Below are 24,941 nucleotides of genomic sequence, written 5' to 3'. Positions count from 1 at the left end.
TGCCGTTGGAGTCGTTGTGCGGGGATGCCGAGCTGGCCATGCCTCCTTTCGGAGCTGGATCGGCCCATGGCGTTCTTGTGTTGTTGTGAATCCTGGCGGTGGCGCGGGCTTCATGTCTGCAACCTTCCAGCCCAAATAATTTCCCCTGTGCTGCGCACATTCCTCGCGGGACAAATTATTGGGGCTTGCAGGTGCTTCACTGTGTTGCGCCCGCAAGCGGTGCAGCCCGCCCGTCCCCCGCCGGTCGGATCACAACAAGGACGCGATGGGCGCGAACCTTGTTCAACCGTAAGGAGATTCATCATGGCAACCATCGGCACCTTCACCGCGGACAAAGACGGCTTCACCGGCACGCTGCGCACCCTGACCCTCAACATCAAGGCCAAGCTGGTTCCCAACGACAAGGGGGACAACGAGCACGCCCCGGATTTCCGCGTGCAGGCGGCAGGCTTCGACATCGGCGCGGCATGGAAAAAGGTCAGCAAGGCCGAACGGCCCTACGTGTCCGTGACCCTCGACGACCCTTCGTTTCCGGCCACGGTCTATGCCCGGCTGATCGAGGAGGAAGACGGCACGCACACGCTGATCTGGTCGCGCAGCAAACCCCAGGCGGCCTGACGGCCGCCCAGCGCCCCGCCCGAGCGGCGGGGCGCAGTGCTGCTTTCGCAGCACGGCATGAAGGCAACATCGTCACTGGAGCGTTGTCCGTGTCGGCCTGCTTCCAAATGCGTTGAGACTATGACGACAAGGACAGTATGGCGTGCCTGTGCTTTGCGCCGTCGGGCTTTCGGGCTGGGCCCCGTGCCGGCTGCGCTGTCACGGCCATTCGGCTTCAATCCCTCACGCCTTCGCGCCTGCGGCGCTGCGCGCTTTGCTTGCCTCCAGGGGAAAGCCTTGCGGCTATCCCCGCCGCGCGAAGCTTGGCGCCCCTCGACGCCGCCGAACCGGCTTGCGCCGGATCGGCCAGGCCAGCGGCTACGAGAGATTCCCTGCGAGTTGGCCTTCGGTCTGGCTCATCAGCACCGCTGTGCTGCATTCGAGCGCGCCGGCGATCTTGAAGATGATCGCGAGCGTAGGCATATGCTCGCCGCGCTCGATCTTGCCCATGTGCGAACGCTCGATCCCGGCCTGGTGCGCCAGTGATTCCTGCGCAATTCCGCGCTCCATCCGCAGCGCACGCACCGCCGCGCCGAAGGCGTGAGCCAACTCGGCGTCATGGGTGGTGGAGCCAGCCGGTCGGCCGCGCTGAACGGATCGCTTCTGCATAGACAGAAGCGTCGAGTCGCAGCACAATTAAAACCACGTTATCTTTAACTCATTCGCCGCAGCCTCGCTGCTTTGTGCTTCTACAGAAATCCGCATTTGCCGTTCTCGACGAAAGCGCCGATCCATGGAATCACAATCGTGCTTCTCCACAAATCCGCTGATGCGGCTTGCCACCTTCACGCTTTGGCGGATTCGTGCGGCCTGAAGGAAACACCGTGAACCGGCTCACCTCCGATGACGAGCGTGCACAGTTGCTGGCCCACGGGAAGGCCCGCGCCGCTGGCAAAAACATCGATCCGATGCCCGTGGTTCGGCTGTTCACGCCGGACGCGCACGTCACCTGGTTGCTGGCGGCGCTCGATCCCGCTGATGGCGACACCGCCTGGGGTCTTATCGACCTGAGTATCGGGATGCCGGCGCAAGGCACCGTCAAGCTGTCCGAGCTGGCCGGCATTGTCGGGCCGCGCCAGCAGCCTGTGATGCGTGACCTCTACTTCCGTCCCACGCGCACGCTGTCGGAATACACCCGGCTGGCCGAGCGTGATGGAGCCATCCCGGACTGAATTCGGCTTACTGTGACTTTTTCAGTCTGATGTCATGCCGTGCGGGTCTCAATCGGGATTCTTGCGGCATAGCCGCTCCAGTTTGATCCAAATAGCCATGATGCCCGGAGCGGGCTGCGATAGCTTGGTCTGTACGGCGTCCCATGGTCGGGACACTGCCGCCGCGGCAACCGCAACACATCGGAGCCAGTCAGACAGATCCATCCACCTTCTCAACCCATGATGTTTCGACGGCGGCGATGTAGCGCGTAGTTCTGCCGTGGCGGCGATTCCTGTTCGCAGGAGGAGGCGTCATGGTCGATCCTCACCACGTCGCGCATTGGTATCCGACCGCTGCGTACCTGTATGTCCTTTGGCTGGATGCGCTCGCGCTCGCCTGGGAGTATCTGCGCAGGCATCCCGACTACCGGCTCGACTGGCTGCGCCATCGCCGCCGGCCGCGGGCGGCGCAGCAGGCGGCGCGGCGCTGGGGCTTGCGCCTGCTGGAAGATCCGGCACTGGATGCGCGCGACGCGCAACCGGCCTGGCTGCCCGGCCACGATGCCGTGGTGCAGCTCTACCCGGATGCCGATCCGCCCATAGATGCCGAACGTTTCACACTCTGGCGCATCCCCGGCCACAAGCAACTGCTGCACGACGGCAAGGGGTTGATGCTGATCGCGCGAAGCCCCGGCCATTGGCAGCGCTTCGTGCTGGCACCCGGCCTGGTAGACGGCATGGCCGTGGCCTATGCCTATCGCGGTCGCGGGGTCACGCATGCGCCCGACACGCCCGCGCCAATGGCCCGGCCCAGGCCGCCCCCCGCCGTACTGCTGGAACTGCACACCCTGCATGCACTCGACGCCACCCTGGCGGGCGCATCCTTGCGCGAGGTCGGCGAAGGGCTGTTCGGTGCCGACGCCGTGGCCGATTGGTACAGCGACGGCGGCCTGCGCTCCAAGGTGCGCCGCCTGGTGCGGCGCGGCGATGCGCTGATGCGCGGCGGCTATCGCCGCCTAGCACAACTGCCCCCGCTTGAGAAGGGTCGTTTTGAAGGCGACGCAAAACGACCCTGAGCAGAGGGGCCTCGTTTTCTGAGACTGCCTCCATCCGGTTGCGCTGTGTGGCCGGGCGTTTTCAACCGATGGAGGTTCACACTATGCGTCCCGCTCCCTTGCGGCCTGCCGCCGCTGTCTCGACCGCTGCCGCGCAGCCCCAACGCTATCTCACCAACGACGAAGCCGCCGACTACCTGCGCCTGTCGCCGCGCACGCTGGAAAAGCAACGCGTGATCGGCGGCGGCCCGCGTTTTCGCAAGTTCGGCCGGCGTGTCATGTACGCCGTGGCCGATCTCGATACCTGGGCGGCCGACCGCAGTTTCGAGACGACTTCCGATCCCGAATACGCCGAGCAGCACTCGGCCGACAGCCGTGCGCGCTGATCGGCGGCGCGCGGGTGGCCTCCGCCGTGTCCAAACCGTCGCAGGAGCGCGAACAGCTCGACCTGTTCCGCGCCTTGCCCGGCGACATGGCGCCGCGCGACAGCCAGGACTTGATGGCCTATCCGTTCTTCTCGCTCGGCAAGTCGAAGCGAGTCAAGCCCATCGACTTCCGTGCTGGCAACGTGACGATCCGCGTGGAAGGCACGCAGGAGCACGGCATCGCCACGATTTGGGATGCGGACATTCTCATTTGGGCGGCCTCGCAGATCGTGGAAGCCAAGGACGCAGGCTTGCGGCCGTCGCGGCTGATGCGCGCCACGCCCTACGAGATCCTGCGCTTCATCGGGCGCGGCAAGTCGCTGCGCGACTACCAGCGCCTCAAGGCCGCGCTGGATCGCCTGCAATCGACCACGGTGGCCACCTCCATCCGCGAGACGACGGGGCGGCGCCTGCATCGCTTTTCGTGGATCAACGAGTGGAAGGAACTGGCCGATGCCAGCGGCACGCCGCTGGGCATCGAGCTGATCCTGCCGGATTGGTTCTATGCGGGCGTGTTCGATGCGGCCCTGGTGCTGACCATCGACCCGGCGTACTTCCGGCTGACCGGCGGCATCGAGCGGTGGCTGTACCGCCTGGTGCGCAAGCACGGCGGCAGGCAGGCGCACGGCTGGCAGTTCGACTTTCGCTACCTGCACCAGAAATCCGGCAGCACCGCGAAGCCCTACGACTTCGCCTGCGACCTGCGCGCGCTCGTCGCGCGGCAGTCGCTGCCCGGCTACGTCCTGGGTATCGAGCGGATGTCGGACAACGGCATGGAGCTGCTGACCTTCCGGCCCGTGCCGCAAACGGCACGGGGATAACTCCGGGAGAGCCTGTGGATGGTGTCGTGCTATCAGGCGTGCGGAGTATCGTGCTATCGGGCGTGGGACTATCGTGCTATCAGGCGTGCCGATCGGCCGCAAACCCGCGCCAGCATTGGGTTTGCGCGCCCTCTAACTTCCCTAACTTAATTTCTCTAACTTTTAGTAGAGCAACGCCGCTGCGGTGGACAACCACCATGCGGCCAGAAACGGCAGGCAATCTCAGCCACCAGATAACAGGTTTTGCAGGCGAATCGAAGCAAGGCTTTCCAGCTTGGAGGGCCGCGCCATGATCGTCGCTCTGCTGAACCAAAAAGGCGGCGTGGGCAAGACCACGCCAGCACCACTGTGATCGGACGCGAGGCACGCGGCGCGCTCGCCGACCAGCCGCTTCCCGCGCTGCGCGCGGAAGTGCATCAACGCATCGTGTTCGCCGACAGCGTGGCCGCTGGCCGGCTTGCACGCGAGACGGCGCCTGACAGCGCCGCCGCGCTCGAAATCACCGCCCTGGTGGATGAACTGCTGCGGTGGCCGACATGACAGCAAAGCCGCCACCGAACAGCAAACGCGCAGCAAAGCGCGTCGGCATCGGCGCGCGTCCGCCTGCGAATCCGCACGCAGAAGCGTGGATTCGGCAGGGTGACGCCGATGCGCTGGGCAAGGGCGACTTCTACACCGCCCGCCTGACCCTCGACATCACGCCCGCCATGCGGGCGCGCATCAAGGTGTCGGCCTTCACGCAAGGCGTGACCGTGGCCGACCTGCTGCGCGGCCTGCTGGAGCGCGAGTTTTCAGAACACCGCAGGGAGAACACGCCATGAACGCATCCGCTTCGCTTGCCAATGTATCCATTGCCTTCGCGACCACCGCTGCGCTCGCAGCCCCTTCCGTCCAGTCTGCCAGCGCGCCGCTGACGCGCGTGGCGTTGGCCTATATCGAACCGCGCTTCAAGCTCTACCTGCGCTTCGGCGAACCTGCGCGCACGCGCCAGCTCGACCGCTGGCGGCGCTGCGCGGTGTTCCTGCCGGGCGCCATGTTCTGCCGCATCCGCTGGCAGGCCAACGACTACGGCACGATTCGCTGGCAGCTCATGGTGATGCAGGCTTGCACGCCGCTCGATGCGGCGCAGCGCATTCCCGGCGTGCAGCCGGGCGCGCGCCTGCTGCTGCACGCCGAGGGCGAGGATCAGGTGCGCGCCGTGTTGGAGCGCATCGACGCCATCGAGGCGCTAGGCATTGCGCCAGTCGCCGTCTCGCCCGCGTACTGGCGCACGCTTGCCAACCGGCTCGCCGCACGCTTGCCGCTGCCCGAATACACCGCCGAGCGGCACGCCGCCTGGCTGACCGGGAGGGCGCTGCCATGACGCTTCCATCCGCCGCTGCCGGTGCAACCAGCAGTCCGCCGCGTCCTCGCTCGCGCCTGCGCGCTCGACTCGTGCTGGCGGGCTTGTCCGCCTGTGGCCTCGCTGCGCTGGCCTGGGCGTCCTTCGTGCATCCGCTGCCGCGCCTGATCTACAACCCGTCCGACAGCGTGGCGGTCGGCTGGTATCGCGTCGATCCGCAGGGCCACGGCATTGACTCGCTGCCACGTCCTTTGTCCGTGGGCAGCATCGTCCTGACCACGCTGCCGCCAGACGCTGCCGCGCTGGCCGCGCAGCGCGGCTACCTGCCGGCGCGCGTGCCGTTGCTCAAGCGCGTGGGTGCCGTCACGCCGCAGGAGGTGTGTATCACTGGCCGCGTTGTCCGCATCGACGGCATGCCTTCGGCTGCCGTGCTGCCTGCCGACCGCTGGGGCCGGCCGCTGCCATCCTGGCAGCAATGCCGTCGCCTTGAACCCGGCGAACTGTTCCTGCTCAGTGTGACTAACCCGGCGTCGTTCGACAGCCGGTACTTCGGGCCGGTCAGCGCGTCCGCCGTGATCGGCGTCGCGCGACCGGTCTGGCTGGAGACACGGCCATGATGGGCGCCGATTCACTGCGCGTCATCGTGCTATCAGGCGTGCCAGTCCGGTGGCTTTCCACGTGTCGTCGCGCGTGCAGTGCGGGTGCATTCGCACCGCACCTCGCGCTGCCTTCGGCGCAGCCGTCCAACGTGCAGGCGTCTTGCCTCGAACGCGCCTGGGCTGCGGCCCTCATCGCGCTGGTCTGCGCGTTGGCCGGCGCGCTGGCTGCAAGCAGCGCAGCGCCGCCGGGCCGCCGACGCCCGGAGCGACAGCGAGGGGCAAAGGCGGAAGGCAAGACAAAAGGACGCGGCACTGGGCCGCGTCGAAATCCTGTCTGCACGTGGGGGTGGCGCGGCACGGAGCGGCTTTGCTGCCGTGCCGCGTGGGGCGCGAGGCCCGCGCCGATGCAGGCATGTCCGCGTGCTTCGCACGACCGCCTATGCCACAACTTCGGCCAGAACTTGCAGGGAGCGCAGCCATGACCGACCGCCGCGACGACGATTTCCGCGTGCGCCCCAGCGCCCCGAAGAACCGGGGCAAGGGCCAAGGCCAGAGCTTCGTTTCCAAGGTGCTCAGGCAGGCCGGCAAGGCCAGCAGCGGCAAGTCGGCGACGCGCCGTCCCGCCGCGTCCGGTGGCAACGGCCAGCACGCTGGCCAGCGACCCGGCTCGCGCCTCGGGCGCGGCCATACGGCGGCACGTTTCGCAGGCGCGAAGCTGACGCCCCTATCTCGGCGTGTGACCATCAAGACGCTGTTGGTCAACCAGCGCCAGGCCAGTCCGCAGTCGCTCGCCAAGCACCTGCGCTACATCGAGCGCGATGGCGTGGGGCGCGATGGCGAGCCGGGCCGGGCCTATGGGCCGCAGACCGATGCCGCCGATCTGGATGCCTTCAAGGAACGCTGCGCCGACGACCGGCACCATTTCCGCTTCATCGTCTCGCCCGAGGATGGGGCCGAGTTGGAAGATCTGCGTACCTACACGCGACACCTGATGAATCGAATGGAAGCCGACCTGGGCACGCGGCTGGAATGGGTGGCGGTCGATCACTGGAACACCGACAACCCGCACACCCACCTGATCGTGCGCGGGCGCGACGATACCGGCAAAGATCTCATCATCGCGGGCGATTACATCGCCGATGGCTTCCGGCATCGTGCGTCTGAGCTGGCGACCGAGTGGCTGGGGCCGCGCACCGAGCTGGAGATCCAGCAGACCTTGCAGTGTGAGGTGGAGCAGGAACGGTGGACGAGCCTGGATCGCACGCTGAAGCGCGAGCTTGGCGACGGCGGTCAAGTGCAGATTGAACGCTTCAACGAGCCGCGGCTGCAACGCCAGCGCCTATTGCTGATCGGCCGCCTGCAGCGTTTGCAACGTCTGGGCCTGGCCGATGAAGTGCAGCCCGGCACCTGGGCAGTCCATTCGGATGCGGAGAAGACCTTGCGCGCCCTGGGCGAGCGCGGCGACATCATCCGCACCATGCAGCGAGCCATGAATGGCGAGCCTCGCGAGCTGGCCGTATTCGAGCCGGGCGACGATGGTCGCAGGGTCATCGGCCGTGTGGCCGCCAAGGGGCTGGCTGACGAGCTGCGCGACCGGGGCTATTTGGTCATCGACGGGGTGGACGGCAAAGCCCACTATGTTGCGCTCAACGCCCGCGTCGAACTGGCGAACTATCCGACCGGCGCCGTGGTGGAGGTGAAGGGGTCGGCCGACATGCGCGCGGCCGATAAGAATATCGCGGCGCTGGCGAATGATGGCCTGTACCGCACCGACCACCACCTCGCCATCGCGCAGGGTCAGGCGGTGCCCGGACGCGACCCGCAGGAGGTCGTCGCGGCCCACGTCCGCCGGCTCGAAGCCCTGCGCCGCGCCGGCATTGTGGAGCGTGTCACCGAAGGTCTATGGAAGGTACCGGACGACCTGGCTGAGCAGGGCCGCCGCTACGACGCACAGCGCCTGGGCGGCGTGGCCGTGGAACTGAAATCGCACCTGCCCATCGAGCGGCAGGCCCGCGTGATCGGAGCCACCTGGCTCGACCAGCAACTGATCGGTGGCGGCTTAGGGCTGGGTGGCCTGGGCTTTGGTAGTGAGGTCAAGGACGCACTGCAGAAGCGGGTCGATTTCCTCGCCGAACAGGGACTGGTCGAGCGACGCGGCCAACGCGTCATCCTCGCCCGCAATCTGTTGAACACGCTGCGCAGCCGCGAACTGGCCCAGGTCGCGAAGGATATTGCCGCAGAAACTGGCCTAGAGCATCGCCCGGTGGCCGACGGCCGGCGCGTGGCGGGGATCTACAGGCGTTCCGTCATGCTTGCCAGCGGACGCTACGCCATGCTTGATGACGGCATGGGGTTCAGCCTGGTGCCGTGGAAGCCGGTGATCGAGCAGCGGCTGGGGCAGCAGATTGCGACGACTATGCGCGATGGCGTTGCGTCGTGGGATATGGGGCGGGGACGTGGGATGTCGATCAGATGAACTGAGCGAGAACATAACGTGCAGTCTCAAGCTGCAAGAGGGTTTTGTGCCCATTAATTTCGTCCTTTCTTGTTTCTGAATTCATCGAACACTCAGGTTCCGGCAAGATTCTTGCGGCAGTGCAGCGGCTGGGATGGGAACAAGGCCTCTGGCACCGAGATGCCAGAGGCCGAGGCAACGATCATGTGCACCGCTCAAATGGATGGAGCCGACTCTCTCGCCACTGTCGACAAGGGCGCTGAGTGCGCCGGTGTCGCGCGCCGCAGCAGCCGCATGGCATTGGCAATCACGATCAATACCGAGCCTTCGTGGAACAGCATGCCGGCGGCCATGGTCACCCCACCCATCAGCACACCGGTCAGCAGGAGGCCGACGGTCGCTAGAGCGATGACGATGTTCTGGCGGATGTTGGAGAGCGTGCGCCGCGCCAGCGAGATGGCCTCGGGCAGCTTGAGCAGGTCGTCGCCCATGAGCGCGATGTCGGCGGTCTCCACCGCCACGGCCGAGCCGGCTGCGCCCATGGCCACGCCGACGTCGGCGGTGGCCAGCGCTGGCGCGTCGTTGACGCCGTCGCCAACCATCGCGACGACGTGGCCGGCCCGCTGCAGGCGGGCGACGATGTCGAGCTTGTCCTCGGGCAGCAGCCCGGCGTGCACCTCGTCGATGCCGGTGGCGGCGGCGACGGCATCGGCCACCGGCTTCACGTCGCCGGTGAGCATGACGACCTTCTTCACGCCCGCCTTGTGCAGCGCGGCCACCATGGCGGCGGCGTCGCGCCGGATCTCGTCGGCCACGGCGATCACGCCCAGCACCTGGTCGTCCACGGCAACGATCATGGGCGTGCGCCCCTGGGTGGCGAGTTCGTGCGCCTGGCGGTCCGCGCCCACGGTATCGGCGACGCCGAACTGCTCCAGCAAGGCCAGGTTGCCGATCAGCACCCGCTTGCCATCGACGCGCGCGGTGATGCCCTTGCCGATCACGGGCTCGATGTGCTCGGGCAGCGCGGCCACCGGGATGCCGGCTTGCTCCGCCGCTTCCAGGATGGGCCGCGCCAGCGGGTGCTCGGAGCCGGCCTCGGCGCGCGCGGCCCAGGCCAGCACCTGGTTTTTGTCCACGCCCGGCGCCAGCGCCACCACGTCGGTGAGCTGCGGCCGGCCCTTGGTCAGCGTGCCGGTCTTGTCCACGGCCACGACGTCGATCTTGGCCGCGATCTCCAGGAACTCGCCGCCCTTGATCAGAATGCCGTCGCGTGCCGAGCGGCCAATGCCGGCGACGATGGACACGGGAATGGAGATCACCAGCGCCCCGGGGCAGGCCACCACCAGCAGGGTCAGGCCCAGCACCACGCTGCCGCTGATGAGGCCGGCCAGCAGCGCCAGCACGACGACGGCGGGGGTGTACCAGGATGAAAACCGGTCCATGAATTTCTGCGTGCGCGCCTTGGCGTCCTGCGCGTCTTCCACGCGGTGAATGATGCGCGCCAGCGTGGTGTCGGCGCCGATGCCGGTGGCCAGCACCTGCAGGAAGCCGCCGCGCGAGATGGTGCCGGCGAAGACGTGGTCGCCCTTGGACTTTTCCACCGGGATCGACTCGCCGGTGATCGATGCCTCGTCCAACGCGCCAGTGCCGGCGATCACCTCGCCATCGACCGGCACCTTGGCGCCGTTCTTGACCAGCACCACCTCGCCCATGGCGACGCTGGCGGCGGGGATTTCCACCTGCTCGCCCTTGCGCATGACGATGGCCGTGTCCGGCGCCACGGCAATCAGCTCGGCCAGCGCCGCGCGGGTCTTGTTCAGGGTGGCCGATTCCAGCGCGTGGCCGATGGCGAACAGGAAGGTGACGGCCGCCGCCTCCCAGTACTCGCCGATGACGAGGGCGCCGACGGCGGCGATGCTCACCAGCAGGTCGATGCTGATATGGCGCACGGCCAGCGCACGCACGGCGTTGCGCACGATGGGCGCGCCGGCGACGAAGGCGGCGGCGACCATCAGCCACTGGGCCGCCAGGGCAGCGCCGTAGCCCTTGGATGCGGTGAATGAAGCCAGGATCAGCAGGCCGGACAAGGCGGGAGTCGTCCAGCGGCCGTTGATCCATGCGTTGATCTTGTTCATGGGGTTGGCCTCCGAAGGTGGTCAAGCGGGACAGGGGCAGCCACCGCCGCCGGGCGCGGCGGTGTGCTGCTCGTGGAGTGAGCGGCGCGGGGGCCATGGTGGTGCGTCAGAACGCCGAGGCGCGCGCGGTGTAGCCCACCTTGGCGATGGCGGCGATGAGATCGTCCGCGCTGACGGTTTCGGGGTGGTGGTCGACTTCGATGCGCGCCGATGCGAAGTGCACCTTGACGTGGCTCACGCCCGCCATCGCGCCGACGCTTTTCTCGATCTTGGTCACGCAGGACGGGCAGGAAAAACCCTCGGCGCGCAAGGTGGTGCGGGTGTTGGTGTTGGTCATGGTTTTTTCCTTGTATGACGGTCTGGTTGAGGGATGCCTTCACTGTAGGCAGGCCCGCCGTATTGCTCCATGAGAAACGTCAATCAACAGCAGCCGACTTTGGCGCTGACTCAAACCATGCCGTCGCGCACTTGCTCCAAGCGCGCCGCATCGACGATGGCGACCCAGCGCCGGCCGGCGTCGATCCAGCCCTCGCGCTGCCACTGGCTGAGCAAGCGGCTGACCGATTCGGTGGCCGCGCCGGCCATGGCGGCCAGGTCCTCGCGCGCCAGCGGCACGTCCAGCAGCATGGCCTCGTTCCAGGGCTTGCCGACCTTGTCGGCAAGAACCAGCAGCAAGGCTGCCAGGCGCTGCTCCAGCGGCGCCCCGGCCAGCATGTGAATGGCGTGCTGCGACTGCGTCAGCCGGTGCGCCACGCCCTTGAGCGTGGCCACAGCGACTTGCGGAATTTCTTGCAGGATGGCGTCGTACTCAGGCGCATCCAGGCCCAGCAGGCAGGCCGGCGTCAAGGCGGTGGCGCTGTCGGCGTAGAACTGCTGGCCCAGCGCCGGCAGCGCGCCAAAGAAATCGCCTGGGGTGAGCAAGTCAATCAGCGACTGGCGCCCATCGGCCGCCAGCCGCGTGGTCTTGACGGCGCCGATCGCCACCACGTAAATGTGCGTCGCGGCATCGCCTTCCAGGTAGACGGGCTCCCCGGCCGCGAAGTTCTGGGCCTGGCAATGCCGGTTGACCTGCGCCAGTTGCCCGTCGTCGAGATCGGCAAAAAGAGGGACTTTGCGGCAAACGGCCATGCGCATGTCCAGCGAGCAGGCCGCCGGGTCCGGGTCTGGCATGGACAGGGGGATTTGGCGGCGTTTGTTTATGGCTTGTTTCATCGTGCTGTGGAATAAGTTCGCGGCGTCTTGAGCCGATCTGCCGGTGTTCCGGCCGGCGTCCAGATCCGGAGCTGGCAAGGGTTTTGCGGCAGCCGGTCAGCGGCTGTCTCTGGAGTTTGGGTCAAGTCGAGCCCGCCCCAGGCCCATGCGTGCCAGCGTCGTGTCGTGCATCAGGTAGTGATGCACCAGCGCCGCTGCAGCGTGTAGGCCGATCAGCCAGTACCCGAGTGTGCCGATTGCCTCGTGGACTTCTTTGAGGCCGCCTGCAAGCGCCTTGTCAGGCGCCATCAGCCCAGGCAGTTCGAGTCCGAACAAGGACACGGGCGCGCCCTTGGCGTTCAGGCTCAGATAGCCGAGAACGGGCGCCGCGATGAGCAGGCCGTAAAGCGCCCAGTGCATGACATGGGCCAAGCGGGACTGCCACGCGGGCGTACCGGCAAGCTCACTGGGTTGACCCAGCATCCACCGCAGCGGCAGCCGAACCAATACGACGACTGCGAAAACCAGGATGCCCAGGCTTTCATGCCAGCTCTTGGCCAGCGCCCGCTCGGCACTGCCCTTGGGCAGGCCATCGTGCAGCTCGATCAAGGCATAGACACCGACCATCAGCAGCAGCGTCAGCCAGTGCAGTGTGATGAGCGTTGGATGGTAGCGTTCAGTGGTTCTGGACATGAGGCTCTCAATGTGGATGCGGGCGTGAACGTGGCAGCCCGCGCTTTTGCAGGCGAGGCTGCCACGATGCCAACCCTCGTTCCGGTTCTGAAAAAGCAGCTGATGGATTCTTGCTGCCCCTGCTTGCAGCACCGTTTGTCAGCCGATGGATGCGTCGCGACCGGTTGGCTGCTGCGCCATAGCCACCCAACGCAGCCCATCGCCCTGGCTGAGGTAGTAGTGGCCGTCGGGACTGATCACCACCGCACGGGGTGCGATCGAGTCGAAGAAGTACTGCCAGCCAAACCCGGGCATGCCGGCCTGGGCCTGGTTGGCGATGGCCTGCCAGGGCGCCGTTGCCGTTTCCGCCGCTGGTTGGGCTGCGGCGATCCAGCGCAGCCCCTTGCCGCGGCTCAAGTAGTAATGGCCATCAGGGCTGATGACGACGGCGCGCGCTGCCTGCGGGTTGAAGAAATACTGCCAGCCATGTCCGGGCGAGCCTGCCTCGGCCGAGTTGGGAATGGCCTGCCAGGGTGCGTTCAGCGCTTCGATGCGCTCGGCGCGGCTGGCGTGGCGCTGCGTGCGATCGGAATGATCGCCGGCCAGGGCGGTGTTGCCCAGCAGGGCCGCGGCGATGCCGATGGAGGCGATGGTGGTGGCGACTTGCATGACGTTCTCCTTGAGTTGCAATGCAGTCACGATCGACTGTGGCTGCAGTCTGCGCGGGTGTGGGTGAACCGGTGCTGAACAGCCTCTTCACCCGCCGTTCATGCCGTACCCGCCGATGCGGCAGCGGCGAAGCGGCCCGAGCCCAACTCGACCAGCGCCTCGCCCCGGCGCAGCAGCCACAAGGCATCCAGGCCGTGCCGATGCGCCAAGGCCAGGCCCTGGCCCGAGCCCGCCACCAGCAAGGCGGTGGCCCAGGCGTCGGCGTCCATGCAACGGGGCGCCAGCACGGTGACGCTGGCGACGCCGTTGTTCACCGGCTTGCCGCTGCGCCCGTCCATGCTGTGCGCCAGGCGTGCCTGGCCCACCTGGACGAAGTGCCGGTAATCGCCCGACGTGGCCACGGCCAGGTCCTGCAGCTCGATCACCCCGTGCGCGGCGCGCAGGCCTGCACGCGGGCTCTCCAGCGCCACCGCCCAGGGCGCGCCGCTGGCCTGGGGGCCGATGGCGCGCAGCTCGCCGTCCAGTGCGACCAGGGCGTGGCACACGCCGTGTCCGGTGAGCACGGCACACATACGATCCACGGCATAGCCTTTGGCGATGCCGCACAAATCGAGCTGCAGTGGCGAGTGCTTGCGCGCCAGGCCGGCGGCCAAGTCCAGCTCAAGGGCTTGCGGTGTCGGCAGGCGTTTGGCATTGCGCGCGGCGCGGATGGCCTCGGCGTCCGGCGTGTCGCATGCCGCGCCAAAGCCCCAGGCATCGACCAGTGCGCCGACGGCGGGATCAAACGCTCCGTCGCTCAGGCGGCAGACTTCGAGCGCGCGGGCCAGCACCTCAAGGATCTGCGCCGGCAGTGCCAGCCAATCGCCTACCGGCGCACGGTTGAGCTGATTCAGTGCGCTTTCCGGCTGCCAGGGCGACATCTGGGCATCGACTTGTTCGACCGCTTCGGCCAGCGCCTGGCACAGTGCGTTCGTGTCCAGCACAGGCGGCACATCGCAGCTCACGGCCCAGCGCGTGGCCATGGTCGGCCCGTGCAGTTGCAGCCGGTGCAAGGGCTCAGAACAGGTCTTCGGCATAGCGCCCCTTGGCCTTCAGTGCGTTCACGTCAAGGCCCAGCGGCGCCAGCAGCGCATCGAGCACCTCGCCCACGCCCTGGGCCATGGGGCGGCTGCCGCACACGCGCACCGCGGCGCCGGCGGCCAGCAATTTGCGCAGGCGTTCGGCGTCGCGTTGCAGGATTTCCTGCACGTAGCCGCCGCCGGGCACGCGCGAGAAGATGGTGTTGACGCTGGCCACGCGCTGCTCGGCCTGCCAGCGCGCGATCTCGGAGCCGAAGTAGTAGTCGGTGGCCGGGTCGCGCGCGCCGAAGTACAGGTGCATCGGCGTGCGCTCGTCGTTGCGCCGAATGAAGCCTGCCAGCGGTGCCACGCCGGTGCCAGCGCCGATCAGCAGCACGCTCGGCGGTCGACCGCTGAGGGTAAAGCCCGGGTTGGCACGGATGAAGGCCTGCGTGCTGTCGCCCGGCTTGAGCCCCAGCAGGTGCGCCGAGCACACGCCGCCGGGCCACTGGCGCACGCAGATTTCCAGAAAGCCGTCGGCGCTGCCCGACGCCAGCGAGTAATAGCGCGCCACCGCGTTCCCCGGTGGCACGATACCTACCAGGTCGCCCGCCTCGAAGCGGCCCAGGCCGCAGCCGAGCAGACGCGCAAACCACGGCTGGCGCGGCCAGGCAAAGCGCAGGATGGCCGTGGGCCGATCGGCCTGGCCGGGGTAGTCGCGCCGCTCGACGAGCGTCAGCGCGGTGGTGGCGGGCAGACGGGGTCGGTAATCGATCGCCAGCGGCTGGCCCAGGGCCTGCGCCAGTGCCTCGCCCCAGCGGGCGAACTGCTGCGCCGACTGCTGGTGGATCAGCTCCAGCGGCAGTAGGCTCGCATGCCCCTGGGCACGCAGCGCCTGCTCGACGGCCTGTGCATAGGCGCAGAACGCCGGGTATTGGCGATCGCCAAAACCCAGCACCGTCACCGGCACGCCGCTGCCGCCCTGCGCGGCAATGCGCTCCAGCGCATGACACGCATGCGCCGGCGGCTGGCCATCGCCATGCGTGGCCGCCAGGATGAAGACCTGCTGCGCCGTGGGCGTGATCTGGAAGTGCTCCAGTGCGCTGCTGTGCACGCGCCGCCCGGCGCGTACCAGCGCGGCATGCAAGGCCTGGGCAAAGCCCCAGGTGCTGCCGCCCTCGCTGGCGACGAAGATCAGCACCTCGGCCTGCTGCAGGCGGGAGTTGTCGGCGATGTGCACCGCGTTGCGGCGCCCCTGCCACCAGATCAGCACGCCGCTCGCCCAGAACAGCAGCACGCAGAGGCCCGCGAGGCCCATCACCACGGCCCACGGCCAGGCGCTCTCGCCGGTGTGCAGCACGCGGGCCCAGTCGTCCAGCCGCTGCGCCAACGTCGCCTCCTGCCAGGCCAAGGTATCGCCGCTGTGGCGGTCAATCCAGCCTTGGCCGCGCGTGGTCGCCACCTGCCAGGTGTCGGTGGGGTCGCCCGCATCGGGGAGGTTGACGCGGTGCAGATCGCCGACGCCGAGGTCGCGCAGCAGCGGTAGCTGCGCCGGCGCCAGGTCGGCCCCCGTGCTGGCGCTGGAAACAACGTCGGGCTCGGGCCCGGCTTCCAGTTCGAGCAGGCCGAGTGTCGAGGCGCTCATGGTCAGCGCCGTGATCGAGGACAGCAGCAGCAGGGCCAGCACCACCCGGCCCGCCAGTACGTGCAGGCGCTGCGCCAGGGTGCCGCGCACCCGGCCTGCCACATGGCGCCAGCCGCCCATGCGGCGCACGAGCAGCACCAGGCCGGAAATCGACAGCAAGACCATGGCCAGCGCCGTGGCCGCGGCGCCCCAGCGCCCACCATCGCCCAGCAGCAGCGCGCGGTGCAGGTTCTTGACCCAGCGCGGCATGCTGGAGGGCTGGTAGTTGCCAAGCAGCTGGCCGCTGGTTGCATCGACGTAGCGCGCCTGCGCTTGGTCGCCGTCGAAGCCGAAGGCGGCGACGGCGCCCGAGGGCAGGCGACGGATTTCCTCGACGCCGGGCATGGCCTGCTGCACCTGTTGCACCAGCGTGGCCACCGGCAGGTCGGCCGGTGCTGTCGGCGCCTGCCAGGCCTCCTGCACCGGATCCAGGGCCAGCAGGGCACCGGACAGGCCCAGCACCAGGGCCACGGTGCCCAGGCTCAGACCCAGCCATCGGTGGACGGCTTTCCAGTTCATGCCTTGCTCCTTACTTCAGCTGGAAGCTGGCCGACTGGATGTACTGCTTGCCGGCCTGCGCCTTGCCGGCGCCCGCCGCCGTCAGGGGCAGCCGCACCTCGGAGGGGCTGTCACGCATGTCTTCCACGGCGGCGTCGATGCGGATCTCGTAGCCGGCGTCGATCAGCGCGTCGGCCAGATCGGCCGTCACCCTGAGCGTGCGGCCCGCGCCGACGCTGGCGCCGGTCACGCCATTGAGACGTTTGGCGTCGCCGGCCGACAGGCGGCTCCAGTCCGCCAGGTGCTTGTAGTACTTGGCCTTGCCGCCGGCCACCCAGAGCGTGCCGGCGTAGGCGCCCTTGGCATCGGTCAGGTAGACCGCCAGGTAGGCGCCGTCGCCGCCGTAGTTCTTGAGCTGGGTGGCAATGGTGACTTCGCGCGCCTGGCCGAGGGCGGGCACGGCAAGCGCGCAAGCTGCGGCAATGGCGGTGATCAGGGGTTTGGACATAGGGTTCTCCTGGAAAGAGGGGAGGCGATTCATTGCACCTGGCCGCGCGGCGCGCTGCCCGGGGTAAAGAGGGGTGAGGAAGGGGCAGTGCCCGCATCCTGCGGCGTGTGGTCGCGCCGGCGCTCGCGCTCCCGGTCCCGGTCTTTGTGGTGGTCATCGCGCTCGCGCGACTTGATCTTCAGCACCTGCAGGGTCTCGGGGTCGAGCTTGGCCTTGAAGCGCTGGCCCTGGGCGTCGGTGCCACGGATTTCGTAGCAGCCGTCGTCAATCTTCAGTCGCTCGACCTGCCAGCCCTGCTGCGCCGCCATCTGGCGCACCGCTTCGCGCGACTGCCATCGCGCGGCCGGGACATCGCAGTCGCTGGATGCCACCGCTGGCAGCGCCGCGACGGCCAGCACCAGGGTGGCCAGCCGGGGCTTGAGGTGTAGGTTTCGTTTCATCGTCGGTTCCTTTCACAGCATCAGAGCTGTTGATGCCAATAATTTTGACGAACCGGGGGTGAATCAACACTGAACCTTCTGTTCACCTCGTGTTCATCCGATCGAGCCAACGGTCAGTTCACGTTGCCACATGCCCCCATCGGACGTATTGATGAGAAGCATGAAGCGAATCGCGAGTCTGGCTGGACTGACGAAGACGGGTTCGTCAGGGCTTGCCCGAAGATGGAACTTTTGCGCTCCTCATGCGTTAACGCCCCAATGCCCCAACCGAGCCAGTTTGACGAGACTGACTGCATTGCCCGCGCCCAGCGTGGGGAGGTTGCGGCGTTCTCTGAGCTGGTGACGCGCAACCAGGATCGCATCTACCGCTTTCTGGTGCGCATGACTCGGTCACAGGAGGATGCGCGCGAGTTGACCCAGGAAACCTTTCTGAGCGTCTACCAGGCACTGCCCAGCTGGCGCCCGCAGGCGCAGCTGTCCACGTGGCTGTTCCGCATCGCGCGCAACCAGGCACTGGACCGGCTGCGTCGCGCGCGGCACGTGGAGTTCGTGGCGCTAGACGACGCGCTGCATCAGCAGGTACCGGCGGATACGCCCACGCCCGAGGCCATGCTGCAGGCGCGCCAGCGCATCGCGGAGCTGGAGCGCGCGCTGGCGCGGCTGTCGGTGGAGCACCGTGAGATCCTGCTGTTGCGCGACATCGAGGACATGCCCTACGAGGACATTGCCCAGGTGCTGGGCATCGGCCTGGGCACCGTCAAATCCCGCATCGCCCGCGCCCGCGCCGGGCTGCTGCAGCACATGCCACGCTGACCGCAAGGAGCCACCATGACCTGCCCACGCATCGAAGACCTTTCCGCCTTTGTCGATCACGCCCTGCCCGCGCGCAGACAGGCCGCGCTGCAGAGCCACCTGCGGGCCTGCCCTGTCTGCAGCCAGCAGCTCGATGCGCTGCGGGCGCTGCGCCAGGAACTGCACGCCCTGCCATCGCCCACGCTGGGCTTCGATCTCGCGGCGCAGCTGCAGGAGCGCCTGCGCGACCGGCGGCCACCGCGCGCCGCCAGGCCCCGGCGTGCCGGCTGGGACCTTCTGGGCTGGATGCCCACGGGCCTGGCGGCTGGCGCGGCGCTGGTCTCGGGCCTGTGGATGGGCGGGCTGCTGCTGGGCACGGGGGCAGCCATTCCTACCACGTTTGCGGCCGCCGACCCCGCCATGGCGCGCGTGTTCGACCCCGTGCCGCCGGGCGGGCTGTGCGCCGCCACCGAGATTTGCCGACTGCCAAGGAATCTGCCATGAAACACCCCACCTGGATCCGCACCCTGCTGGCCGTCTCGCTGGCGCTCAACCTGGGCATTCTTGCGGCGCTCGTGCTGCGCCCTGCCCGCGTGGCGCCGCCCCCGGCGCCGGCCGTGCACCTGCCGGACTACCTGGCGCTCACGCCCGGGCAACGCACGCGCTGGGAGGCGCTGGAGGCGCCGTTCCTGCACGACCTGTCATCCAACTGGGACGACATACGCCACCGCCGCGAAGCCCTGGTGCGCCACATCTTCGCCGCCGCACCCGACCGCGCGGCCATCGACGCCGAGCAGGCCGCCATTGCCCGCCTGCAGGCCGCGCAGCAGCAGCGCGTGATCACCCAATTGCTGGCCGAGCGCGAGCTGCTGGACACCGCCCAGCGCGAGCGCCTGCTGCAGCTGTTGCTGGGTCGCTACGCGCAGGAGGCGACCGAGGAGGAGCTGCTGCACCGCAAATAAGGCCGTGCACCAAAGATGCAAAACACATGGAACATTCAGACGCGCGCTTCGTTGAAGAGGGCAAGGCAGCCAGGCAACCCGCACGGCCACCTTGCATGGTTCAACTTTCAACGGAGCATTTCCATGAAACAACTCACCACACTGCTGCTGGCCGCCGCCCTGGCAGTCCCCCTGACCTCGATGGCCGCGAGCGCGCACGACAGCCACGGCAGCGCCGAAACCCACCAGTTGCAACTCAACGCCGGCAAGAAATGGGACACCGACGCGCCGCTGCGCCAGGCCATGACGGCCGTCCATGCATCGGTGACGAAAATCCTGCCCGCGGCCCATGCAGGCAAGGCCACGGCGGCCGACTACGACGCCTTCGGCAACGCCGTCGGCCAGCAGGTCGCCTACATGGTGGAAAACTGCAAGTTGCCCCCCGAGGCGGACGCCCAGCTGCACATCATCGTGGCCGACCTGGTGGCGGGCGCCGAGGCCGCCCAGGGCAAGCACGGAGAAGGCAAGCGCGCCGCCGGCGTGGTGCAGGTCGCGCAGGCCTCCAACGCCTACGGCAAGTATTTCAGCCACAGCGGCTGGAAGGCCGTCAAGCTGCCCCATTGAAGGACATGCCAAGCAGGGTGAGGGTATGCCCAAGGCAGGCCCATTCGCCCCCGTGCAAAGTGTCTAGCCACGTTCGGGCACTTGGAGGCACCACGCCGTGCCAGCACCATGGAGCGCGTGGTCGAAGGGCTATGGAAGGTGCCGAACGATCAGCCCGAGCAGGGCCGCCGCCATGACGTGCAGCGTCTGGGTGGTGTGGCCATTGAGCTGAAATCGTACCTGCCCATCGAGCGGCAGGCCCGCGTGATCGGGGCCACCCGGCTCGAATGGCAGCAGGGCGGGCCTGAGCAACCTGGGCTCCGGTGAGGGAACCAAGCAGGCGATGCAGCAGCGCGCCGACTCCCTGGACGAACAGGGACTGGATAAGCGGTGCAGGCGATGCGTGATCCTGACATGCAACCTGCTGGGCACGTTGCGCAGTTGAGAACTGGCGCAGACCGCGAGGACATCGCCTCCACCGGCCTGGAGCTGCCGGCGCACTTCATGACCGGCACAGGATTCGCGTACCTGACTCACGGGCTCAATAAATCTTTGGGATCGCCGGTGCCATCAAGAGCCGCGCGCTGCGCAGGGTCGAGCAGTGCTTCACGATTCCAGCCGGCCACGGTCGCTGCGGCATCCACCGTATGCGCCCAGGTACAGCGGTTGGCGAACAGCATGCCGGGGACATCGAAGGTGCCGCCGCGGCTGATGTAGCCGAGGGCGTGCGTCCTGGTCGGGCCGTTGTCGATGCGGCGCAGAATGCCGAGCATGGGCTCGGGGCGCGTGTGGGTGAGGATCACGCGCGGCAGGCCTTGCGGGAACAGCGTGCTGACAGTGGCGTCTTCATCGACGAACTCCGCTTCCATGGCATCGCGCGGGATGCGCAGGCGGCCAGGTTCCAGGATGACGGTGACGCAGGCGCGCTTGCCCATCCCGGCAAGGTGCTGCTGCGCCTTGATCGCCTCGTCGAGTTGGTAGGCACCCAGCGCGATGAGCTGCACTTCGGCCTCGGCGGGGTCACCGATCAGATGGGCCGCGCCGTCACGGATCAGGCGTTGCGCCGATTCGGCATCGAAGCGGTTCTCCACGTCGCGCTTGGAAACGATGAGGCAGGCCAGTTGCCCGCGTCCGGCATAGATTTCGCGCAGCGCGGCGACCGCAGTGTTGCCATCCACCGGGAACAACACGCGCGAGGTGTCCGACATCTCGCCCAGCAGGGCTTCGCCGATCGTCGGGTCTTGGTGCGACTGTTCGTTTTTGGCGTTCTCCCAGGTGTGCGAGGTGACGATGAGTGGCACCGACAGCCAGCCGGCGGGCTGGCCGACCTGACGCAGGTGGCGGGCGAAGATGATTTCCTGCCGCATCAGGCCGAGCATTTTTACGGCGAAGGCCTCGTAGCTGACGATCAGGTTCAGTCCACCCTTGTTGCCGAGTGCGGCGGCGGCCACGGCCTCTTCGTTGAGCGCGGTGATGACGGCGCCGTGCAAATCCTCAGGCACACCGGGTTCGGGCTCGTTGACGCGGTGCTTGAGCAGCGCCAGCGTGCCGCCCATCTTGTTGCTGGCCAATTCGTCAGGGTTGCCGATGCGCATGCGCAGCTCGGGATTGGCTTTGGCGAATTCAACGAACCACTGATCCAGCGCCGTCATCGCACTGCCTTCGCTGCCTGATATTTCCCAGCGCGGTTCGGGCAGCCTGGGCGCAGCGGGGTGGCGGTGCGCCATCGGATGCGCGCTTTCCAGCGGGCGCTGCTGGGCGGCGTGGGTTGCGAAGGCGGTGAGCGTCGCGTCGAGTTCGACCGGAGCAACGAAGAGCGCAGCCGCGCTTTCGTTGAACCGCCCACGCATGGCGACATCGGTGTGGGGGTTGCCGCCCAACGGCAGGTTGTGCGCGACGTTGCTGCCAGCACCGGGAAAGCCGAAGCCCTTCTCGGTCTCGGCGATCACGTAGGGCAGAGGCGCCGGATAGCGGCGATCCGGATCGGCGGCAAACGCACGCAGCGCGCCCTCGGCTTCGACGATTGCCCAGGCGATCGCGGCCGGGTCACGGCCATCGACGATCACCGGGTCGAAGCCGTTGTGGCGCACGTCGTCGGCCAGCCATTGCGCACCCCCTTCCTGCATGATCTGGGTGCGCTGCTCGATGCGGCGGCCGTTGAGGATCATCACCGGTACAGCGAAGCCGCTGTCTTGCGCGCGCCACCAGCGCGGCGCCCAGTCCGGGCCACGCTGCTCCTCGAAGGCGCCGTCACTGAGGAAGGCGACCAGCGATTCGCCAGGCAGCGGCATGTGGATGTACTGCAGTTCGGCAAAGCCGAGGTAGCCGCCTTCGGACACGGCACCGGCGGTGTTGGGGCCGGCATGGCTGCCCAGCGGCACGGCCGGGCGGCCCTGCGCATCGATGGCATAGGAATAGAAATCGGCACACAGGCGCGACAGGCCTTGCTCGCTGCGGTCGTAGCGGCCCCGCTGCGCGGGCGAGACATCGCCGGTCAGCGCATTGACCGCTTCGATGGCGGCGACACAATGGCCCTGGCCCATGATCCAGCCGCGTGTGCTGCCGGTGAGCGCGTTGGCCAGCAGGTAGCCGACGAAGGCCTGCACCATGTTCAGCGAGCCGCCGGTGTGGCCTTCGGGCGTGGGCTTGAAGTCCTCGGCTGACAGCGCCGCGCCGGAAAGGTCGATGCGGCGCGCATAGGTCATGTGCGCGACCACGTTCATGGCCACGCAGCTCAGGCGGTCGGCGGCGGCAAGCAGGGTGTAGGCCGTCGTCTCGTCGGCAACACGGCCGTCGACGATCAAACGGGCCACCAGAGTTTCCATGCGCTTGATGGTCTCGTCGCGATGGACGATGGGGCCGTGGCCGGCGAGCCAGCACTGGCGGATGGTGGAAGCGGTGGTCATGCGATTTCCCCTCTTTGATGTCGATGAATCCCTGCGTGGCTACAGAGTCAGTTGAGTTGAGCGCGCTCGGCCTGGCTGGGACATCACGCGCCGCCTATCAAATCCTGCGTATAGCGCGCTGTGATCCATTCCTCGTTGGTAGGCTCCACCGCGGCCAGCACCCGGCTGTCGGTGGTGGAGATAACCGGGGCATCGATGGCGTTGGCATCGGCATCCAGCTTGATGCCGATAAATGCCAGGTCGCGGCAGACGCGCTCGCGCACGAAGGCGTTGTGCTCACCGACACCGGCAGTGAACACGAGCAGATCCAGGCCGCCAATGACTGCGATCAGTGCGCCAATCTCCCGCACGATACGGCGCACGTAGAGCGCCAACGCGATGCGGGCGCGTTCGCCGACTTCGCCGGAATCGCTCTCGTGCTTCACCACCACGCGCGGCTCGGCCGAAATCCCGGAAACACCGAGCAGGCCGGACTGGTTGTAGAGCGTGCGGCCTACTTCTTCCAGTGAGAGCTTTTCGATCTCCATCAGGTAGAGCAGGGCGCCCGGATCGAGCGAGCCGGTACGGGTGCCCATCATCAGGCCGTCGAGCGCGGAAAATCCCATCGTGGTGGCGATGCTTTGCAGGTTCTGCATCGCGCACAGGCTGGCCCCGCTGCCGAGGTGCGCGACGATGGTGCGGCCGCGTGCCAGATCACCGTGGCGCTCGGGCAGGACGTGGCTCATGTAGTCGTATGAAAGGCCGTGAAAGCCGTAGCGGCGCAGACCGCGTTCCCAGGCCGAGTACGGCAGCGGCAGGATCTGCTCCACCTTCGGCGCCGTGCGGTGAAAGGCTGTATCGAAGCACGCTACCTGAACAATTCCGGGCCACTGCTCGAACAGCAAACTCATGGCCTTCAGGGGAAAGGGTTGGTGCAACGGCGCCAAAGGAATCAAGGCCCGCAGCTCCGCGATGGAGCCATCGGTCACCACGGTTGGCTCGAAGTACCTGCTGCCGCCATGGACGACACGATGCGCGATGGCCACGATGCGGCGGCCATCGAGTCGGGCCACGATGCGCGCTTGAATCAACGCCAGAGCGGCGGTGTGAGGGTGTTCGTGGTCCAGATGGATGCGCTGCTGCGCAGTGCCACTGTCGCTGTACTCAGGCGCGGGCCCAGCAATCCCTTGCACCTTGCCGTGCCACAGCGGCTGGCGCGGCAACGGGCACGCCTGTGCATCGAACAAGGCGAACTTGATGCTTGAGGAGCCGCAATTGAGCACCAGGATGAGGCTCGGCTGGGAGTTGCTCATCGTGATGCCCCATACAAACCGGCCTGGGACAAATGCGTGTCAGCGACTCCCATAAAACTGTTCCACGAACGATTGTCGGAAGCTTTGGTGACAAGCGAGGCAGCTTTGTTGTGTCTTGGAGAATGCGGCGATAACGGCCTGGCCGTCGCCGCGCTTGGCGGCATCCCCCATGGCGCTCGCAGCGTCCTGGACCTGTCCATCGAAACCCCGGAATTTCCCGGCATCCGTGCCAAGCCAGCCAAGAATGCGCATCTTTTCGCCCAGAGGTGGCTCGGCATGCTTGGCGATTTTGGGCGCCAACTCGGCGACCAGTGTCCATTCCTCCTTGGAAATCGGTATGCAGCTGGCGATCCCATCTTGAAAGCACCGCTTGAAGCGGGCATCGTCCCCACGATGGAGGATCGTGGAGACGATGGAACAATCTTTGAATCAAGAGCGCCCACGGCGGCGTGAATACAGCCCGCAATTGAAGGCAGAGATACTCGCCTTGTGTGCACAGCCTGGGGCCAGCGTAGGCGGAGTGGCCCTGGCGCATGGCCTGCACTCGAACATGGTGCATCGCTGGATCCGTGAACAGCGAGAGCGGCAAGCAGCGGCACCGCCCGCATTCGTGTCTTTGCCGATGCCAACAACTGCCCCATGCATTCCCGCAGCGCTGCCGGCCAGGTTGGCTGCGCCTGCTGAGGAACCGCTATTGCCTGAGGTTCATCTACAGATCCAGCGCGGCGAATTGCTGGTGCGCTTGCAATGCCCGCTGTCGCAATGCGGAGCACTCCTTCGGGAGCTCTTGCGATGATCCGCATCGACGCGGCCTGGCTGGCCACCGCCCCGCTGGACATGCGTGCGGGCACCGACACGGCGCTGGCCCGGGTAGTCACCGTCTTTGGTGCCGCCCACCCTCACCATGCCTACCTGTTCGCCAACCGGCGTGCCAACCGCATGAAGGTGCTGGTGCATGACGGCATCGGCATCTGGCTGGCCGCTCGGCGCCTGCACCAGGGCTCGTTTCTTTGGCCGGCGCCCGGCAATGACCATTGGCCGTTGGAA

The 24,941-nt window shown here is 67.3% G+C and carries 28 protein-coding genes and 2 pseudogenes; 18 read left to right on the top strand and 12 right to left on the bottom strand.

Features of this window, described 5'->3' with window-relative positions:
• Positions 1-303 precede the first annotated feature (303 nt).
• Positions 304-618: a DUF736 domain-containing protein gene (locus tag ACX12L_RS15900; RefSeq protein WP_024540110.1), complete on the top strand. Its 315-nt coding sequence runs from the start codon at positions 304-306 to the stop codon at positions 616-618.
• Positions 619-975: 357 nt separating this feature from the next.
• On the opposite strand, the gene ACX12L_RS15895 is transcribed toward ACX12L_RS15900, so the two are convergent.
• Complete coding sequence (locus ACX12L_RS15895; RefSeq protein WP_024540109.1) at positions 976-1,266, bottom strand: helix-turn-helix domain-containing protein; 291 nt, start codon at positions 1,264-1,266, stop codon at positions 976-978.
• A gap of 215 nt (positions 1,267-1,481) precedes the next feature.
• Between ACX12L_RS15895 and ACX12L_RS15890 the strand changes: the two genes are divergently transcribed.
• From ACX12L_RS15890 to ACX12L_RS15850, 9 genes and pseudogenes are all read left to right on the top strand, one after another.
• On the top strand, positions 1,482-1,829 hold the full coding sequence (locus ACX12L_RS15890; RefSeq protein ID WP_324529409.1) for a DUF2958 domain-containing protein: 348 nt from the start codon (positions 1,482-1,484) through the stop codon (positions 1,827-1,829).
• 293 nt (positions 1,830-2,122) lie between these two features.
• Positions 2,123-2,884: a DUF2285 domain-containing protein gene (locus ACX12L_RS15885; RefSeq protein ID WP_416400193.1), complete on the top strand. Its 762-nt coding sequence runs from the start codon at positions 2,123-2,125 to the stop codon at positions 2,882-2,884.
• An 83-nt stretch (positions 2,885-2,967) separates the two neighbouring features.
• Positions 2,968-3,249, top strand: coding sequence for a helix-turn-helix transcriptional regulator (locus ACX12L_RS15880; RefSeq protein ID WP_168727653.1), 282 nt, complete (start codon positions 2,968-2,970; stop codon positions 3,247-3,249).
• A gap of 86 nt (positions 3,250-3,335) precedes the next feature.
• Entirely contained in the window at positions 3,336-4,109 is a 774-nt protein-coding gene (locus ACX12L_RS15875) for a replication initiator protein A (protein ID WP_226217076.1), read from the top strand.
• 339 nt (positions 4,110-4,448) lie between these two features.
• A pseudogene (locus tag ACX12L_RS15870) lies at positions 4,449-4,649 on the top strand (ParA family partition ATPase); the annotation flags it as partial.
• Positions 4,646-4,930: a hypothetical protein gene (locus tag ACX12L_RS15865; protein WP_059401222.1), complete on the top strand. Its 285-nt coding sequence runs from the start codon at positions 4,646-4,648 to the stop codon at positions 4,928-4,930. The pseudogene ACX12L_RS15870 and the gene ACX12L_RS15865, both read left to right, overlap by 4 nt.
• A complete protein-coding gene (locus ACX12L_RS15860; protein WP_168727656.1) occupies positions 4,927-5,472 on the top strand; it encodes a DUF2840 domain-containing protein in 546 nt (181 codons plus the stop codon). The genes ACX12L_RS15865 and ACX12L_RS15860 overlap by 4 nt, the downstream gene beginning before the upstream one ends.
• On the top strand, positions 5,469-6,068 hold the full coding sequence (locus tag ACX12L_RS15855) for a S26 family signal peptidase (RefSeq protein WP_459263454.1): 600 nt from the start codon (positions 5,469-5,471) through the stop codon (positions 6,066-6,068). The genes ACX12L_RS15860 and ACX12L_RS15855 overlap by 4 nt, the downstream gene beginning before the upstream one ends.
• Positions 6,069-6,528: 460 nt before the next feature.
• Entirely contained in the window at positions 6,529-8,526 is a 1,998-nt protein-coding gene (locus tag ACX12L_RS15850) for a DUF3363 domain-containing protein (RefSeq protein WP_416400190.1), read from the top strand.
• A 194-nt stretch (positions 8,527-8,720) separates the two neighbouring features.
• On the opposite strand, the gene ACX12L_RS15845 is transcribed toward ACX12L_RS15850, so the two are convergent.
• The 9 genes from ACX12L_RS15845 to ACX12L_RS15805 form a co-directional block, all read right to left on the bottom strand.
• A complete protein-coding gene (locus ACX12L_RS15845; protein WP_024539912.1) occupies positions 8,721-10,640 on the bottom strand; it encodes a heavy metal translocating P-type ATPase in 1,920 nt (639 codons plus the stop codon).
• A 106-nt stretch (positions 10,641-10,746) separates the two neighbouring features.
• Positions 10,747-10,977, bottom strand: a complete 231-nt coding sequence (locus ACX12L_RS15840; protein ID WP_013519689.1) for a heavy-metal-associated domain-containing protein — start codon at positions 10,975-10,977, stop codon at positions 10,747-10,749.
• A gap of 110 nt (positions 10,978-11,087) precedes the next feature.
• On the bottom strand, positions 11,088-11,810 hold the full coding sequence (locus tag ACX12L_RS15835) for a Crp/Fnr family transcriptional regulator (protein WP_168727965.1): 723 nt from the start codon (positions 11,808-11,810) through the stop codon (positions 11,088-11,090).
• A 138-nt stretch (positions 11,811-11,948) separates the two neighbouring features.
• A complete protein-coding gene (locus tag ACX12L_RS15830; protein WP_013519687.1) occupies positions 11,949-12,524 on the bottom strand; it encodes a cytochrome b in 576 nt (191 codons plus the stop codon).
• A gap of 138 nt (positions 12,525-12,662) precedes the next feature.
• A complete protein-coding gene (locus ACX12L_RS15825) occupies positions 12,663-13,172 on the bottom strand; it encodes a hypothetical protein (protein WP_013519686.1) in 510 nt (169 codons plus the stop codon).
• 98 nt (positions 13,173-13,270) lie between these two features.
• Positions 13,271-14,248 (bottom strand): FAD:protein FMN transferase, encoded by a 978-nt coding sequence (locus ACX12L_RS15820; RefSeq protein WP_024539910.1) that lies wholly within the window; start codon positions 14,246-14,248, stop codon positions 13,271-13,273.
• Positions 14,229-16,433, bottom strand: coding sequence for a PepSY domain-containing protein (locus ACX12L_RS15815; RefSeq protein ID WP_168727964.1), 2,205 nt, complete (start codon positions 16,431-16,433; stop codon positions 14,229-14,231). Before ACX12L_RS15815 ends, ACX12L_RS15820 begins: the two co-directional genes overlap by 20 nt.
• 10 nt (positions 16,434-16,443) lie before the next feature.
• Complete coding sequence (locus ACX12L_RS15810) at positions 16,444-16,920, bottom strand: DUF2271 domain-containing protein (protein ID WP_013519683.1); 477 nt, start codon at positions 16,918-16,920, stop codon at positions 16,444-16,446.
• 29 nt (positions 16,921-16,949) lie between these two features.
• On the bottom strand, positions 16,950-17,360 hold the full coding sequence (locus ACX12L_RS15805; protein WP_024539908.1) for a PepSY domain-containing protein: 411 nt from the start codon (positions 17,358-17,360) through the stop codon (positions 16,950-16,952).
• 258 nt (positions 17,361-17,618) lie between these two features.
• On the opposite strand from ACX12L_RS15805, the gene ACX12L_RS15800 reads away from it, so the two are divergent.
• From ACX12L_RS15800 to ACX12L_RS15780, 5 genes and pseudogenes are all read left to right on the top strand, one after another.
• Positions 17,619-18,173, top strand: a complete 555-nt coding sequence (locus ACX12L_RS15800) for a sigma-70 family RNA polymerase sigma factor (RefSeq protein WP_013519681.1) — start codon at positions 17,619-17,621, stop codon at positions 18,171-18,173.
• Between the two features lie 15 nt (positions 18,174-18,188).
• Positions 18,189-18,656, top strand: a complete 468-nt coding sequence (locus ACX12L_RS15795) for an anti-sigma factor family protein (RefSeq protein ID WP_013519680.1) — start codon at positions 18,189-18,191, stop codon at positions 18,654-18,656.
• Positions 18,653-19,114, top strand: coding sequence for a Spy/CpxP family protein refolding chaperone (locus ACX12L_RS15790; protein WP_013519679.1), 462 nt, complete (start codon positions 18,653-18,655; stop codon positions 19,112-19,114). Before ACX12L_RS15795 ends, ACX12L_RS15790 begins: the two co-directional genes overlap by 4 nt.
• Before the next feature lie 123 nt (positions 19,115-19,237).
• Positions 19,238-19,717: a hypothetical protein gene (locus ACX12L_RS15785; protein WP_013519678.1), complete on the top strand. Its 480-nt coding sequence runs from the start codon at positions 19,238-19,240 to the stop codon at positions 19,715-19,717.
• 30 nt (positions 19,718-19,747) lie between these two features.
• Positions 19,748-20,138: pseudogene (locus tag ACX12L_RS15780) on the top strand (DUF3363 domain-containing protein); the annotation flags it as partial.
• Positions 20,139-20,229: 91 nt separating this feature from the next.
• Here the strand turns inward: ACX12L_RS15780 and ACX12L_RS15775 are convergent.
• Together ACX12L_RS15775 and ACX12L_RS15770 are read right to left on the bottom strand one after the other, a co-directional pair.
• Positions 20,230-22,602: a phosphoketolase family protein gene (locus ACX12L_RS15775; RefSeq protein WP_168727963.1), complete on the bottom strand. Its 2,373-nt coding sequence runs from the start codon at positions 22,600-22,602 to the stop codon at positions 20,230-20,232.
• Positions 22,603-22,685: 83 nt separating this feature from the next.
• Entirely contained in the window at positions 22,686-23,894 is a 1,209-nt protein-coding gene (locus ACX12L_RS15770) for an acetate/propionate family kinase (protein ID WP_103044768.1), read from the bottom strand.
• A 36-nt stretch (positions 23,895-23,930) separates the two neighbouring features.
• On the opposite strand from ACX12L_RS15770, the gene ACX12L_RS15765 reads away from it, so the two are divergent.
• The 3 genes from ACX12L_RS15765 to tnpB form a co-directional block, all read left to right on the top strand.
• Entirely contained in the window at positions 23,931-24,347 is a 417-nt protein-coding gene (locus ACX12L_RS15765; protein WP_459263453.1) for a hypothetical protein, read from the top strand.
• Complete coding sequence (gene tnpA / locus ACX12L_RS15760) at positions 24,307-24,690, top strand: IS66-like element accessory protein TnpA (protein ID WP_172739475.1); 384 nt, start codon at positions 24,307-24,309, stop codon at positions 24,688-24,690. The genes ACX12L_RS15765 and tnpA overlap by 41 nt, the downstream gene beginning before the upstream one ends.
• On the top strand, positions 24,687-24,941 hold a 255-nt coding region (gene tnpB / locus ACX12L_RS15755; protein WP_459263452.1), incomplete at its 3' end, for an IS66 family insertion sequence element accessory protein TnpB. The genes tnpA and tnpB, both read left to right, overlap by 4 nt.

The organism is Alicycliphilus sp. T452, from assembly GCF_054512775.1.
Note: the sequence above shows the minus strand (reverse complement) of the source record. Positions and strands in the feature narration are given on the sequence as shown.

Bases quoted from the DNA above. Each gene is read 5' to 3' on its own strand.
- ACX12L_RS15900 (WP_024540110.1), top strand. From the start codon at position 304: ATGGCAACCATCGGCACCTTCACCGCGGACAAAGACGGCTTCACCGGC.
- ACX12L_RS15895 (WP_024540109.1), bottom strand. From the start codon at position 1,266: ATGCAGAAGCGATCCGTTCAGCGCGGCCGACCGGCTGGCTCCACCACC.
- ACX12L_RS15885 (WP_416400193.1), top strand. From the start codon at position 2,123: ATGGTCGATCCTCACCACGTCGCGCATTGGTATCCGACCGCTGCGTAC.
- ACX12L_RS15880 (WP_168727653.1), top strand. From the start codon at position 2,968: ATGCGTCCCGCTCCCTTGCGGCCTGCCGCCGCTGTCTCGACCGCTGCC.
- ACX12L_RS15875 (WP_226217076.1), top strand. From the start codon at position 3,336: ATGGCGCCGCGCGACAGCCAGGACTTGATGGCCTATCCGTTCTTCTCG.
- ACX12L_RS15865 (WP_059401222.1), top strand. From the start codon at position 4,646: ATGACAGCAAAGCCGCCACCGAACAGCAAACGCGCAGCAAAGCGCGTC.
- ACX12L_RS15860 (WP_168727656.1), top strand. From the start codon at position 4,927: ATGAACGCATCCGCTTCGCTTGCCAATGTATCCATTGCCTTCGCGACC.
- ACX12L_RS15855 (WP_459263454.1), top strand. From the start codon at position 5,469: ATGACGCTTCCATCCGCCGCTGCCGGTGCAACCAGCAGTCCGCCGCGT.
- ACX12L_RS15850 (WP_416400190.1), top strand. From the start codon at position 6,529: ATGACCGACCGCCGCGACGACGATTTCCGCGTGCGCCCCAGCGCCCCG.
- ACX12L_RS15845 (WP_024539912.1), bottom strand. From the start codon at position 10,640: ATGAACAAGATCAACGCATGGATCAACGGCCGCTGGACGACTCCCGCC.
- ACX12L_RS15840 (WP_013519689.1), bottom strand. From the start codon at position 10,977: ATGACCAACACCAACACCCGCACCACCTTGCGCGCCGAGGGTTTTTCC.
- ACX12L_RS15835 (WP_168727965.1), bottom strand. From the start codon at position 11,810: ATGCCAGACCCGGACCCGGCGGCCTGCTCGCTGGACATGCGCATGGCC.
- ACX12L_RS15830 (WP_013519687.1), bottom strand. From the start codon at position 12,524: ATGTCCAGAACCACTGAACGCTACCATCCAACGCTCATCACACTGCAC.
- ACX12L_RS15825 (WP_013519686.1), bottom strand. From the start codon at position 13,172: ATGCAAGTCGCCACCACCATCGCCTCCATCGGCATCGCCGCGGCCCTG.
- ACX12L_RS15820 (WP_024539910.1), bottom strand. From the start codon at position 14,248: ATGCCGAAGACCTGTTCTGAGCCCTTGCACCGGCTGCAACTGCACGGG.
- ACX12L_RS15815 (WP_168727964.1), bottom strand. From the start codon at position 16,433: ATGAACTGGAAAGCCGTCCACCGATGGCTGGGTCTGAGCCTGGGCACC.
- ACX12L_RS15810 (WP_013519683.1), bottom strand. From the start codon at position 16,920: ATGTCCAAACCCCTGATCACCGCCATTGCCGCAGCTTGCGCGCTTGCC.
- ACX12L_RS15805 (WP_024539908.1), bottom strand. From the start codon at position 17,360: ATGAAACGAAACCTACACCTCAAGCCCCGGCTGGCCACCCTGGTGCTG.
- ACX12L_RS15800 (WP_013519681.1), top strand. From the start codon at position 17,619: ATGCCCCAACCGAGCCAGTTTGACGAGACTGACTGCATTGCCCGCGCC.
- ACX12L_RS15795 (WP_013519680.1), top strand. From the start codon at position 18,189: ATGACCTGCCCACGCATCGAAGACCTTTCCGCCTTTGTCGATCACGCC.
- ACX12L_RS15790 (WP_013519679.1), top strand. From the start codon at position 18,653: ATGAAACACCCCACCTGGATCCGCACCCTGCTGGCCGTCTCGCTGGCG.
- ACX12L_RS15785 (WP_013519678.1), top strand. From the start codon at position 19,238: ATGAAACAACTCACCACACTGCTGCTGGCCGCCGCCCTGGCAGTCCCC.
- ACX12L_RS15775 (WP_168727963.1), bottom strand. From the start codon at position 22,602: ATGACCACCGCTTCCACCATCCGCCAGTGCTGGCTCGCCGGCCACGGC.
- ACX12L_RS15770 (WP_103044768.1), bottom strand. From the start codon at position 23,894: ATGAGCAACTCCCAGCCGAGCCTCATCCTGGTGCTCAATTGCGGCTCC.
- tnpA (WP_172739475.1), top strand. From the start codon at position 24,307: ATGGAACAATCTTTGAATCAAGAGCGCCCACGGCGGCGTGAATACAGC.